We start from the raw sequence: 13,318 nt of genomic DNA on the forward strand, positions 1-13,318 counted from the left end.
GCCCCCCGCCTGTCGATGCCCTCTGTTCCCCCGCCGGAGAGTCATCTGGCCGGAACCAACAATGTGCCCGACCACCCCCGTGACCGCATGGCTTGTTTCACGTCATATGTCAGCGATATCCGGACATCAGTCGGGCTGCGGTGTCGACAGCGGCCCGCATCCCCAGGAGGAGGACGGGCTTCCCCGCCCATTCCCGCACCCTGAGGAGTTCTCGCGGCAACTGCGCCCCGATCTCCCCGAAGTCCCCGTCGAACAGGGCGAGATCCTCGTACGCGAACCAGTTGCCCTTCTCCTCCAGCACACAGCGGTACGTCCGTGTCGGCGGGGGCGGGCTGGTCCGGTACTCGGCGAGGTGGAACGCGGTGCACACCTCGAACCCCACGCGCAGCAGGAGTATCTGGGCGTCCGCCGCGTACAGCGTGGCCATCGGGGACCGCTCGCCGAGATGGCAGCGCGGATCGTGGCCGGCGAGCAGCTCCGCCGCGCGCGGGCCGAGTGCGGCGAAGGAGGTCTGCGGGTGGGCGCTGCGCACGGCCCCCGGTGTGCTGCGTACGCACTCGGCGAGCGCGCCCATCGCCGGGCAGGGTGTGGCGTCCTTCTCGAACGGCAGCATTCCGGCCCGGAACTCGGCCTTCTCCCGCTCGGTCATGCCTTCGGTGAACGCCTGGTACTCGCGGGAGGTGTCGGAGTTCTCCGGGGTGAAGGCGGGGACGACGAGGGTGCCGTCCGGGCCCAGGGCGCTCAGCAGCGCGTCGCGTACGGCGAAGGGGGACAGGCCGGTGCCGCTCAGCGAGGAGTGCACCATCAGGACGCCGCCACGGCGGACGCCCCACTCGGCCAGGTCGTCGGGAAATCGGGCCGCGAGGTCCTGCGGTCGAGTGGCGTCACCCATGCAGCGTCACCCATTCTCTTCGTAGTTCCTCTGCCAAGTGAACTCCACTCTCGGTGAGTTGGGCATCCGGCAGAGCGGTGAGCCGGTCCAGGGTGTGGCGGGCGTGGAGCAGTTCCTCGGCGCGGGCGGCCCGGTCGGTCGACACGGTTGCCCGGCCGATGGCCTCGCTCGCCTCGTCCAGGAGGCGTCCGGCGCCGGTGCCGGGCACGTTCAGGTCCGCGACCTGGCGCAGGGCGGCGAGCCTGGACCGCCGTAGCAACCGCGGCAGTTCGCGGGCCAGTTCCTCGGGCTCGAAGTCGACGGCCACCCCCAGGGCACCCGGTGTGTCCGTTCCCGGCAGGAGCCCGGCGCCCGCCGCGAGGGGGGTGATCGTGGTGCAGAGGGACGCGTCCGGGACCGGCCGCCGACTCGGCTCGCGCTCGTCCTGCGGGTCGTACGCGGCGCGCAGTCGCTTGCCGAAGAGCGCCAGGTCGTCGGCGCTCAGCGGGGCCGCTACCGGCACCGGGTAACAGTCGCGGTACGGGTCGGCGTCGTCGATGAGGAGCGGCGGCCGGCCCGTGAGTTCCACCGGCGTCAACGGGCGCCACTCGACGCGCAGTTCGCCGCCGTCGCGGTCCGTTCCGGTCGCCCGGAGGCCGTCCGCCGTGATCGCGCACTCGACCCGCCCGGGCGCCGAGAGGCGCAGCGTCCCGAGGGTCGGGAGGTACAGGTCCCGGTGCGGCTGCCACCAGGTGAGGGTGGCTTCCGTCTCCGCGAGTACGGCGGCCGCCACGGCGGTCGCCGTCAGCCGGGGGAGGTCGGCGTGACCCTCCAGAGCACGCACCAGCACGGTACGCAGATACGGGTGGGCGAGAACGGTCTCCAGGTGGGCCGCCGTGGCGGCGTCGGAGTCCAGTTCGACCAGGAGCCCCCAGGTCGCGTCCCAGTCCCCGTGCCCGGACAGTGCGGCGTTCGCCCGGGCCAACAGGTTCCGATTGAGCTCGACGTGGGCCAGCCGGAGGTCCTCGGTGTCCGTGACCGCCGGGTGCAGCTCGCGCTCGGTGATCCGCTCGGCGATGCCCTCGACCAGGCCGCGCAGGTCGGCGCAGAACACGGAGGGGTTGTCGAAGCCGCGCTCGCCGCTGTAGCGGTGGGCGTAGAGACCACCGCCGCAGGACTCCACGACCGGGCAGCGACGGCAGGTCTCGCTGACGCCCGCGATGCCCAGCTGGCGGGCCCGGACGCCGGGGTGCTCGGCGAACTCCGCGAAGCCGTGCCGGAAGACGTCGTAGCCGGTGGCGGGTGCGCCCTCGTACGCGGTCTTGAGGGAGTCGGCCTGCTCGAAGGTGCCGTCGGTCTCGATCACCGCCAGGTCCGACGGGGCGAGCCCCAGCGCCTCCGTCAGGCTGGGACCGCCGCGCAGGGTGCTGAGCACCGAGTCGAACGTCCTGACCGGCATGGGGCGGCCCTGCTCCTCCCAGCGGTCGAAGATCTTCAGCAGCCAGTCGGCGTAGGGCGTTCCCCGGCCGTGTCCGGGAGGGGGGCTGTCCCACGTCGAATGCGGGAGGAGGTAGTCGACGCGGGGCGGTTCGAGGGCGGTCAGCGCGTCGTGCACCGCGACCGGATCGTTGGCCACGTCCACGGTGCACAGCAGGCCCTGGAAGAGGTGCCGGTACTCCGGCAGGCGCAGGAGCCCGATCGCCCGCAGCACCCGGTCGTAGCTGCTGCGGCCTCGGCGGTCCAGCCGGTGCCGGTCGTTCGCCACCCGGTCACCGTCGAGTGAGATTCCGACCTTCACGCCGAATTCCCGGAAGACTTCCAGGTGCCGCTTGTTCAGTTGTACGCCATTCGTGTGAATGCGCAGGTCCAATGTCGTGACCGGCGCCAATACACGGGTGAGTTCCGCACACATGTGCCGCAGCCGGGCCGGACCGGCGAGAAGCGGTTCTCCGCCGTGCAGAATCACGGCGACGGATTCCAGTTCGCTGTCGGCCGCGTATTCCGCGAGGCGGCGGGCCACCTGGCCGAGGGTCTCCTCGGTGATCACCACCGGCCGCCCACGCCAGCTCTGGTCGGCGTGTTCGTACACATAGCAGTGGTCGCATGCCAGGTCGCAGCGGCTGTGCACCTTGAGGACCAGTTGCTGGATCGATCGCTGGCCGCGGAAGTCCGTCACTTTCCCGGAGTGTACGCGCCGACGGAACCCGTGGCGGCGGCGAGAGACCCCAACACCCTTGTTGATCAAGGAAGTTGGGGTCTCGGTGTCGTGCTCGGGAGCTAGATGGACGAGTTGAACTCGCTCGCTCCGGCGGGGCGCGACTCGCGAACCTCGGTCACCCGACCGGTGAACCGCTGGACGCGGGGCTCACGCGTGTCGATCGTCGCGAGTGTGGCCGTCCGCTCGGTAGCCGGTCGTGTCGCGCCCGGTCGGCGGATTGGCTTCGTGCCCGGAACGTTCATGGATTTCTCGTCCTCCTCAAGAGACCAATGCGTCATCAGCCCCTTGCCGACGAGATCCCGTGGCGAGGGCCTGGTCATTGAGGTTCGGACGACACTGTAGGGCATGGTTCTATCATGCACGCCCTATACCACGCACGCCTCCCACGGTAAAGGGTGCCTGTCCTCCGTCGTGTTCCCCGACAGGCGGCCTGGCGTGAATTCAAGATTGACGAGAGCATGACCGTTCCGTTGATTCCCCGGCATCCGTATGAGGTCTGCATGGCTGCGACGCCCGGCCCCAGCACTACGGTGAGTGATCGAGATCTGCCCCCGTTGTTCCAGGTGTGCGATGAGAAGGCGGTGACCCATCAGGGTGAGTCGTTCAAGGTCGTCCGTCTGCAACTGGTCGCCCTGCTGCTCGCGACCGCCACCGCCTCACTCGCGGAGCGGGTCGGCAGTCGGGTGCCCTCGGCCGTCGCGGCCGTGCTGTACGCCCTGACCATAGGGATCGGCGTCTATGTGTCCCGTCGCCGTGCGCGGGCACAGTGGCAGGCTCACAGGGCGGCGGCCGAGGTGGTCAAGTCGCTGGCCTGGCAGTTCATGGTCCACGGCGGACCGTTCCCCTCACGGCTCGTCAACCCCGAGGCACGGTTCGCCGAACGGCTGGAGGAGCGGCTCAGCGAACTGCGCAAGGTGGGGTGGGAGGACCCGCGCGAGTCCGTCACCGAACTCGGGCTCGGGCAGATCACGCCGACGATGCGTACGGTGCGCGCCAAGGCCTTCGCGGCGCGGCGCGACATCTATCTCCGCGACCGGGTTCTGAACCAGCTGGCGTGGTACGGCGGCAAGGCCGGGCAGGCGCACCAGGCGTCCGTACGCTGGTCGGGCGTCACCACCACCCTCACCGCGCTGGCCCTGGTCACCGCCGTGGCCCGGGCCTCAGGTGTCATCGGCAGCCGCTGGGACCCGACCGGGGTCCTCAGCGCCGCCGCCGCGGCCGGTGTCGCCTGGCAGGAGGTACGACGGCACCGCCCGTTGACGTACGCGCACAAGCTCGTCGAACAGGATCTGGACACCCTGCGCGTCACCATGACCACCACCGTCACCGAGGACGGGTGGGCCGACGCGGTCGCGGAGGCGGAGCGGCTGGTCTCGCCGCAGCACACGGACTGGCTGGTGCGGTTCGGGACCTGACGGGGCGGCGGACACGTCGGGCAGGAGGGTCAGGCGCGGCGTACGCCCGGACTCCACAGCACCGTCACCGGGACGCCCGTGAGACGTGCGTAGTCGACGATGTCGGCCGTGCCGCCCCGGCCGCGGGCGGGGGCGCCGTCCCAGACGGCGATCATGCGGTCGGTGTGGTCGACGATGTAGCGGCCGGCGGCGTAGTACGCCTCCTCGTGGGTGCGTTCGTACGGCAGTTGCTCGCGTGCGGCGCAGCATTTGAGGAGACGGCGGTAGGCGGCGCGGACCTGGTCGTCGCCGAGGTGGGTCTCGTAGTCCATGCCGGGGATGACGGCGGTCAGTTGCAGGCCGCTCTCCAGGGCGATCTCCGCGAAGAGCTGGTCGGCGCCGGCGGCGAGGCTGCTGAGGGCCCGGGTGGTGGAGGGGCGACCGCGCAACTCCGCCCGGATGCCCGAGCGGACGGCGGACAGGGCGGCTTCCGGGATCTCCCGGTGTCCGGTGATACCGATCCGGGTCACGGGCCCTGGCATCCGTGCGCTCACCTCCGTGGCCGTGTTCCTCCAAGTAACCCTAGCGGCGGGGGACTTCGGCGAGAACGACACGTACGGGTGTTCGGTGAGGCGTCACGGGCTCACAGGCTCACGGGGGCGACCGCGAGGAGACCGTCGTGGTGGCGACCGCCCTCGCGTGCCCCGGGTGCCGCCACTCGCGGGCATGTTCGGAGAAGTGTTCGTAGGGGTGGCGGCGAGGCGGCCTCGGACGCGGGCCGGTCCGGGCGCGCCGGGGCGACCGCGGGCGCGTCGGTCAGTCGCCCACCGGGTCCAGGCTGATGGGTTCGATCCGGCCGTCCAGCATGGCGCCGACGCCGAGTGCGGCACAGACGTCGGGACGCTCGGCGATGTGGACCGGCATGCCGGTGGCGTGCCGGAGCATCTGGTCGAAGCCGGGGAGCAGGGCGCTGCCGCCGACCATCATGATGCCGCGGTCGGCGAGGTCGGCCACCAGGTCGGGCGGGCAGTCGCGGAGCACCTTGCCGATGCCGTCGACCACGGCGGTGAGGGGGGTCTGGATGGCGTCCCGTACGGCAGCGGTGTCCACCTGCACGGAACGCGCCAGCCCCGTCGCCACGTCCAGGCCGTGGATCTCGGTGGAGGTGGGGCCGTGCGGGGTGAGGCCGTTGCCCGACAGGGCCAGTTGGAGCGGCCGTACCGACTGGCTCGGCAGCGTCAGTTCGTGGCGCAGGCGCAGGTGCTGCACGATCGCGTGGTCGATGGTCTCGCCGCCGACGGGGATGCGTACCGCGCTGACGACCGAGCCGAGCGAGAGGACGGCGAGTTCGGTGGCCCCCGCCCCGCACACCATGATCATGGTGGCCTCGGGCTGCTCCACCGGCAGACCGCAGCCGACCGCCGCGGCGATGAGGGTGTCCACCAGTTCCACCCGGCGCGCGCCGAGGCCCACCAGGGTCTCGATCGTGGCGCGTTGGGCGAGCGGGTCCGCGCCGTGCGGGGTGCAGGCGGCGGCGCGCAGCACGGGCTTGCGGCGCAGGGTGCGGCGGACGCGGTCGCCCAGCAGCTGGCGCAGCATGCGCTGGGCCATCTCGATGTCGACCACCGTGCCGCCGGAGACGGGCCGGACGACCCGGATGTAGTCGGGCGTACGGCCCGTCATCTTCTCCGCGAACTCCCCGACCGCGATCAGCGCGCCCGTCCGGGTGTTCACGGCGGCGACGCTCGGCTGGTCCACGACCAGGCCCGCGCCCTTCACATACACCCGGGTCCGCGCGGCCCCGAGGTCGACGCCGAAGTGGCAGCGGCGCAGCTGCTCCAGACTGGCGGTCATCGCGGTCATTGCGGATCCTCCCGAGAGCACGGACCGAACGGACCGCCGACGGTCGGCGGTTCCCTGGTTCCCTTTGCATCGTGCGGGGGGTGGGAGCCGGGTGCCTGTCGGGTGGGCCGGGTGGGGGTGCGGCCGGACGGGTGGTTCGGGGCGTGTCGACGGCGGGGGAGGTGCTGTCGGACGGTAAGGGGAGGTGGTTTCGGACGGTGGATGAGGTGAGGGCCGGACGGGGGTGAGATGGGGCCGGACGGGGTGAGGTGAGGCCGGACGTCCGTGAGGTGGGGCGGGCGTCAGTCGGGTGGGGCTGGGCGTCAGTCGGGTGGGGATGGCGTCGCGGGTTCGACGATCCCCCGTACGACGCCCAGCTCCACCAGGTCCTGCGGTCGTACCCGCAGTTCGTCCGCTGTGGCCCGGGCCAGGGTCTCCGGCCGCTTCAGGATCGCGGCCGCCAGTTCCGGGGCGATCACCGAGAAGTAGGAGTCGGGGGTGGCCCAGGTGCGGGCCGGGGCCGCGAGGGCGAGGGCTCCGCCGGAGCCGCCCTCGCCGATGAGGAGGGTGGTGACGGGGGTGCGGGCGGTGGCGACGGTGGTGAAGAGGGCGGCGATGGCGGGGCCCGCGCCCTCGCGTTCGGCGTCGGCGTCGTTCGCGGCGCCGGGGGTGTCGACCAGGGTCAGGACGGGGATGCCGAGGCGGTCGGCGAGGCGGATGAGGCGGGTGGCGGTGCGGTAGCCGGCCGGGCGGGTCGGGGTGCCGCACTGGGCCGCGTAGGCGACGGTGCGGCCCTCGTGATCGCCGAAGCCGCAGAGCATGCCGGGGTCGGTGCCGCCGGCACGGTCACCGCTGAGGGGTGCGCGGCGGGTGAAGTAGGCGTCCAGGTAGGCCTCGGCCCGGGGGCGGTGGGGGGAGCGGGCGCGTTGCACGGCTTCCCAGCCGGTGGCGGGGAGGGGTGCTTCAGGGGGCGGGGGCCCCGGAGCGCGTGAGGCGGGGGCGCGGGGTCCGTGGAAGGGCTGGTCAGGAGAGACAGCCACAGGGACAGGGTGTCGCGCAGGTCGTCCGGGTGGACCACCGCGTCCACGGAGCCCGCCGTGACCTGGGAGTCCGCCGTGTACGCCGCGGGGTCCGCGTCCGGGGGGCGGACGCGGGAGCCGGCGAAGCCGATCTGGGTGGCGGGGAGGGCCAGGGTGATGTCGGCGCCGGCGCCGAGGGTGGCCCAGCCCCCGCCGGTCGTCGGGTCACGGAGGACCGCGATCTGGGGCAGGCCCGCCGCGTTCGTCAGCGCCGACTCGCGGGCCACACGCTGGAGTTGGGTGAGGGCGCGCATGCCCTCCTGCATACGGCTGCCACCCGTCGCGACGACGGAGACGACCGGCAGGCGGTGGGCGCGGGCGTAGGTGTGCGCCGCCTCCAGACGGTCGCCGGTGCGTTCGCCCAGCGAGCCGCCCAGGAAGCCGAACTCGAAGGAGATCAGCACGGCCTGAGCGGTGCCGATCGTCGCGCGGCCCCACACCACCGACTCCTCCTCGCCGGTGCGCTCGGCGGCGCGGGCCCGTGCGGAGTCGTAGCCCTGCCAGGCGAGGGGACCGTCGGGGGCGTAGTCCCGTCGTGGGGTGGGGAGTTCGGTGAAGTCGTCGGTCAGGGCGGCGATGGCTTCGCGGGCCGAGAGGCGGCGGTCGGTCATCCGGCTTCGTCCGTCTTCAGCGCCCGCTTCATGATTTTGCCCATGTCGTTGCGGGGGAGGACGGAGAGGTAGTGGACGGTCCGCGGGCGCTTGTGGGGGGAGAGCAAGGTGGTGACATGGGCCGCCAACTCCTCCGCTGAGGGCGGGGATTCGGGGTCCTGCGGGACGATCCAGGCGACGACGCGTTCGCCGAGGTCGGGGTCCGGTGCGCCGGTGACGGCGGCCTCCCGTACGCCCGGGTGTTCGAGGAGCGCGTTCTCGATCTCGCCGGCGCCGATCTTGTAGCCGCCGCTCTTGATGAGGTCAGTGGCCTTGCGGCCGACGATGCGTACGTAACCGTCGGGGTCGCGCACGGCCATGTCACCGGTGCGGAACCAGCCGTCGGCGGTGAACGCGGCGGCGGTGGCGTCGGGGCGGTTGAGGTACTCGGTGAAGAGGTTCGGGCCGCGCACCTGGATCTCGCCGACCGACTCGCCGTCGTACGCGGTCAGAGGGGTGCCGTCGTCCTCGACCAGCCTCAACTCCACGCCGGGCAAAGGGACTCCGACGGTGCCGGCGCGGGGTTCGCCGTCGGCGCGGACGCTGGTGTTCATGAGCGTCTCCGTCATGCCGTACCGCTCGATCACCCGCCGGCCGGTCGCCGCCGCGATCCGTTCGTGGTCGTGCACCGGCAGCGCGGCCGAGCCGGAGACGAGGAGGCGGGCGCGGCCGAGCGCCTTCGCCAGGTCCGGGTCGGCGGGCAGGGTCTCCGCGATGCGGTGGTACATCGTCGGGACGCCGAACAGCATCGTCGCGCCCGCCGACAGCTCCCGGGCCACCGCGCTCGTGTCGAACCTGCCGAGGTGGCGGACCTCGCCGCCGCGCCGCAGCGGGCCGAGGACGCCCAGGATCAGGCCGTGCACATGGAAGAGGGGCAGGGCGTGGACCAGTACGTCGTCGGCGGTCCACTGCCAGGCGTCGGCCAGCGCGTCCAGGGTGGTCGCGACGGCGCGGCGGGGGATGACGGCGCCCTTGGGCGGGCCGGTGGTTCCGGAGGTGTAGACGATGAGGGCGGGGGCCTCGGGAGCCGGTTCGTCAGCGAGCGGCCGCCTTCCGCCCGGGTGCGCCGTCGAGCGGTCCAGTACGTCGATGTCCAGGCGCTCCAACTCGGTGAGCGCCGCGGGGAGTTCGGCCTCGGGGGCGGTGAGGATCAGCGACGGGGCGCTGTCCTTCAGGATGTGCCCCAGCTCGCTCTGGCCCGACTTCGGGTTGAGTGGCACGGCGGGGACGCCGGCCCGTAGCGCGGCCACGACGCCCACCGCCGTCTCCAACGTCGGTGTCGCCCAGACGGCCACGCGGCCCGCGTCGCGGATCCGCGCGGCGAGCGCGTCCGTCACGGCCGCGAGCTCCGCGTACGTCAGGGACCGGTCGCCGAAGCGCAGGGCGGGGCGTTCGAGGGTTCGGGCTTCGCCGGTGAGGGCCGGGAAGAGAGAGGACACGTTCTGGTACTCCTCGGTCGTCGGTCGTCGGTCGTCGGTCGTCGGTCGGTCATTGGTCATTGGTCGTCGGTCGTCGTAGTTCGAGGTGCCGCACTGCCCTTGGGGTCACCTTGATTCACGGGGCTCCCCGGTGGGGTTACCCGAATCCCGGGACCACCAGCACCAGCCACACCACGGCGGGCACCACGGCCACCACGATCCCTCCGTAGATCATCAGCTGGCGGAAGAAACGCTCGCGGTCGACGTCCGGTGCGGCGGCCAGCACCAGCGCGCCGTTGGTGGAGAAGGGGCTGACGTCCACGACCGTCGCGGAGACGGCGAGTGCCGCGACCATGCCGACCGCGCCGATCTCGCCCTGGGCCAGGAACGGTACGGCCAGGGGGATCAGGGCACCCATGATGCCGACGGAGGAGGCGAACGCCGAGACGACGGCGCCGATGTAGCAGAGGAGTACGGCGGCGAGGAGGGGGATGCCGATGCCGCCGACGCCCTCGCCGGCCCAGGTGATGGTGCCCATCTCGTCGAGTACGCCGACGTAGGTGAGGACACCGCAGATGAGGAGGACCGTGGACCAGGCGATCTGGGTCACGGCCTTGCGGCTGTCGTCCGGCCAGAGGGCGCTGAGGAGGGCGGCGAGGGTGACGGCGGTGAGGCCGGCGTCCAGGTCGAAGGCGAGGACCGCGACGACCAGGGCGGCGAGGGAGGTGAGGGTGGCTGTGCGGGCGGGGGTGAGTGTGGGGGTGGTTTCGGCGAGGGTGGTGTCGGTTCCGGTTCCGGTGTCCGTCGCGGTGGCGGTGCCGGTGGGTTTCGGGTCCCCGGTGGTGGTGCCGGCCGGGGGGCGGGTCCGCTGCTCGGCGGGACGAGGTGTGGCTGCGCCCACCCGTGCCGCCCCGGCGGCACTGTCGCCCGCAGCCGGGTGCGCGGGGGCCGAGGTCAGCTTCAGGCCGCCGAACAGGACGAACACCACTCCCGCGATCACCAGGTTGGCGATGAGGGACGCCAGGAAGAGGAACAGTGCGTTGCCGGGCAGGTCTTCGCGTTCGACGATGCCGTTGACGATCGTGCCGTAGATGCTGATGGGGGAGAAACCGCCCCCCTGCGCGCCGTGGACGACCATCGCGCCCATCAGCAGGGGACTGATGCCGTAGCGCGAGGCGAAGCTGAGGGCGATGGGGGCGACGATCGCGACCGCCGCCGGACTGACCGCGCCGATCGCCGTGAGCGCGCCGGTGAGGAAGAACATCACCCAGGGGATCAGCGCCACCCGCCCCCGTACGAGCCGGATCGAGGCATGGACGAGCCAGTCGGTGGTGCCGTTGGCGCGGGCGATCGCGAAGAGATAGGTGACGCCGACGAGGACGACGAACAGGTCGCCGGGGAAGCCGGCGAAGATGCCGTCCGCGTCGAGGTCGGCGACGAGTTCGCCCACTCCGAAGGCGGCGGCGAAGGCCAGCGCGCCCATGTTCACGGAACGGGTCGTGGCGATGACGAACACCACGGCCAGGACGAGGATCGAGATCAGTTCGGGGGACATACGGGCTCCCGTCGTTGGGTCCCGGAGCGGCAGAGGGGGAGAGGAGGGGGAGAGTCTGACAACTGGGCGAGTGATGTGGGCGAGTGGAGTGGGCGAGTGGTCAAGTGGCTGAGCCACTTACGGTTGGTCAGCGTGGAGGCGCGGGGCGGTGGCGTCAAGGGGGTGCGCGGAAATTGGTTCAGCCACTCGGCCATCGGGCCACTGTCCCCGCCCCGGTGTTACGCTCCCGACGAGCGACGCCGGACGAGCGTTCCAGCCGTACAAGAACTCCAGCGGTACGAGCGGTACGAGCAGCACGAGCAGCACGAGCAGCACGAGCAGCACGAGGGGGAATCGTGAGCGACGCCCTGCGGCCCATGGCCAAGCAGCGGCTCTACGAGCAGGTCCTCGACCGGCTGCGTCAGTACGTCGCCGAGGGCGGTCTCAAGGCCGGCGACCGGCTGCCGCCCGAGCGGGACCTGGCCCAGCGGCTGGGCGTGAGCCGGGCCTCGGTCAAGCAGGCCATCGTCGTGCTGGAGGTCCAGGGCCTGGTGGAGGCCCGCCACGGCGGCGGCACGTATCTCGTCCGGGACAGCCTGGACGTCGAGCCGGTCGAGCGGATGGTCGAGCGGCGTCGGCGGCTGCCCGACGTGCTGGAGGCCCGCGAGGCGTTGGAGACGAAGCTCGCCGAACTGGCCGCCGAGCGCCGTACGGAGGCCGACCTGGCCGCGATGCGGGACGCGCTCACCCACATGGCCGGGGAGATCGAGCGGGACGGGCACGGCATCGAGGGCGACCGGCTGTTCCACGCGGCGGTCACGGCGGCCGCGCACAGCAGTCTGCTCGCCGAGTTCATGCGCTCCATCGCCGACCAGATCGCCGAGAGCCGCACCGAGTCGCTGCGTCAGCCCGGCCGGCCCGACCGTTCGCTGGCTCAGCACCAGGCGATCCTCGACGCCATCGCCGCCCGGCAGCCCAAGCAGGCGGCCACCGCGATGCGCCGCCACGTCCGCACGGTCGCGAAGGTCCGCCTGCTGGACTGGGACCCGGGCGACTCGCCCTCCTGAGCGCGGCCCACGGCCGCCGTGCCCGCCGTGCCCGCCGTGGCGCCGTGCCCGCCGTTGTCAGTGGTGGTCGGTACGGTCGGCGCCCGATCCGTAATCCGGTGTCGGCGGTCCCTAGCGCTCCCCGGTCTCCCTGCTGGGGCGCGGCACCACGTCCGCCACCACGCAGCTCACGTTGTCGGGGCCGCCCGCCTCGTTCGCCTCGGTGATGAGGGCGCGTACGGCGGTCTCGGGGTCCGCGGTCGAGGACAGGGTGCGCCGGACGGCCGGGTCGGGGACGACCGAGGAGAGACCGTCGGAGCACAGGAGGTACCGGTCGCCGGGTTGGGCGTCGTGGAGGCGCAGGTCGGGGGTGGCGGTGGTACCGCTGTTGGTCAACGCCTTCAGAAGCAGGGCGGGTTGGGGGTGGGTGGTGGCCTCCTCCGGGGTCAGGCGGCCCTCGTCGATCATCGACTGGACGACGGTGTGGTCATGGGTGATCCGGAACAGTTCGCCGTTGCGCAGCAGGTACGCGCGGGAGTCGCCGATGTGGACGAGGGCGAGCTGCGAGCCGGTCCACAGCATCGCCGTCAGGGTCGTGCCGTCGTCCCCGGTCCCCGCGACCTCCCGTACGGCGTCGGTCGCGCCCCGCACCGCGTCCTCCAGCAGGTTCAGCACACCGCCCGCCGGGAGGGTGTCGCGGTCCAGGGTCCTCAGCGCTTCCACGGCGGCCGTGCTCGCGGGGGCCCCGGCGGGACCGAAGCCGTCGGCGACGGCGAGGACACGGGTGCCGGCGTAGGCGGTGTCCTGGTTGGCGGCGCGGACGAGGCCGGTGTCGGATAGGGCGGCGTAACGGAGTTCGAGCATCGCGGTGTCCTCCTCGGACGTGTGGGTGAGGTGGTCCACGAGGAAGGCCGCCAGGTCGCGTCGGGTCGCCGTCTCGGCCTCGACCCCGGCCCAGTACGCCCGGATCTCCCGGGCGGCGGGGCCCGGCTCCAGCGCGCACACCGTACGGATACGGGCCAGCGGCATGCCCAGTCGGCGGAGCCAGGCCACGAGCCGGGCCTGCTCCAACTGCTCGGCGGCGTAGTAGCGGTAGCCGGTGTCGGGGTCGACCCGGGTCGGCCGCAGCAACTCCAACTCGTCGTAGAGCCGCAGTGCCTTCGGTGACAGCCGACACGCCTTGGCGAAGGCCCCGATCGTCAGCAGTTCCATGGCTCCCCCTGGCTCTCCCGGTCGTGGCTCCCGGTCCTGGCGTTCCTCGTTCCG

The 13,318-nt window shown here is 72.2% G+C and carries 9 protein-coding genes and 1 pseudogene; 2 read left to right on the forward strand and 8 right to left on the reverse strand.

What is annotated here, in order from left to right; all coding sequences use genetic code 11:
• Nucleotides 1-109: 109 nt before the first annotated feature.
• Nucleotides 110-892 carry an AAC(3) family N-acetyltransferase gene (locus K1J60_RS31000; protein ID WP_220649087.1) on the reverse strand — a complete coding sequence of 261 codons (783 nt, stop codon included), beginning with the start codon at nt 890-892 and terminating at the stop codon, nt 110-112.
• Entirely contained in the window at nt 885-3,047 is a 2,163-nt protein-coding gene (gene fxsBH / locus K1J60_RS31005; RefSeq protein WP_220649088.1) for a radical SAM/SPASM protein FxsBH, inactivated beta-hydroxylase extension form, read from the reverse strand. Before fxsBH ends, K1J60_RS31000 begins: the two co-directional genes overlap by 8 nt.
• Before the next feature lie 542 nt (nt 3,048-3,589).
• Here fxsBH and K1J60_RS31010 point away from each other — a divergent pair.
• Nucleotides 3,590-4,504 (forward strand): DUF4231 domain-containing protein, encoded by a 915-nt coding sequence (locus K1J60_RS31010; protein WP_220649089.1) that lies wholly within the window; start codon nt 3,590-3,592, stop codon nt 4,502-4,504.
• A gap of 29 nt (nt 4,505-4,533) precedes the next feature.
• Here K1J60_RS31010 and K1J60_RS31015 read toward each other — a convergent pair whose 3' ends face one another.
• From K1J60_RS31015 to K1J60_RS31035, 5 genes and pseudogenes are all read right to left on the reverse strand, one after another.
• Nucleotides 4,534-5,025 (reverse strand): hypothetical protein, encoded by a 492-nt coding sequence (locus K1J60_RS31015; RefSeq protein ID WP_259408002.1) that lies wholly within the window; start codon nt 5,023-5,025, stop codon nt 4,534-4,536.
• A 274-nt stretch (nt 5,026-5,299) separates the two neighbouring features.
• Nucleotides 5,300-6,337, reverse strand: a complete 1,038-nt coding sequence (locus tag K1J60_RS31020) for a rod shape-determining protein (protein WP_215457781.1) — start codon at nt 6,335-6,337, stop codon at nt 5,300-5,302.
• Nucleotides 6,338-6,648: 311 nt separating this feature from the next.
• Nucleotides 6,649-8,015, reverse strand: a pseudogene (locus tag K1J60_RS31025) (carboxyl transferase domain-containing protein).
• Nucleotides 8,012-9,493, reverse strand: a complete 1,482-nt coding sequence (locus tag K1J60_RS31030) for an acyl-CoA synthetase (RefSeq protein ID WP_220651778.1) — start codon at nt 9,491-9,493, stop codon at nt 8,012-8,014. Before K1J60_RS31030 ends, K1J60_RS31025 begins: the two are co-directional and overlap by 4 nt.
• 136 nt (nt 9,494-9,629) lie before the next feature.
• Nucleotides 9,630-11,027: an SLC13 family permease gene (locus K1J60_RS31035; RefSeq protein WP_220649090.1), complete on the reverse strand. Its 1,398-nt coding sequence runs from the start codon at nt 11,025-11,027 to the stop codon at nt 9,630-9,632.
• A 335-nt stretch (nt 11,028-11,362) separates the two neighbouring features.
• Between K1J60_RS31035 and K1J60_RS31040 the strand changes: the two genes are divergently transcribed.
• A complete protein-coding gene (locus K1J60_RS31040; RefSeq protein WP_220649091.1) occupies nt 11,363-12,073 on the forward strand; it encodes a FadR/GntR family transcriptional regulator in 711 nt (236 codons plus the stop codon).
• Nucleotides 12,074-12,184: 111 nt separating this feature from the next.
• On the opposite strand, the gene K1J60_RS31045 is transcribed toward K1J60_RS31040, so the two are convergent.
• Complete coding sequence (locus tag K1J60_RS31045) at nt 12,185-13,264, reverse strand: MerR family transcriptional regulator (protein ID WP_220649092.1); 1,080 nt, start codon at nt 13,262-13,264, stop codon at nt 12,185-12,187.
• Between the last annotated feature and the right edge of the window lie 54 nt (nt 13,265-13,318).

Source organism: Streptomyces akebiae, assembly GCF_019599145.1.
Classification (GTDB): Bacteria; Actinomycetota; Actinomycetes; order Streptomycetales; family Streptomycetaceae; genus Streptomyces; species Streptomyces akebiae.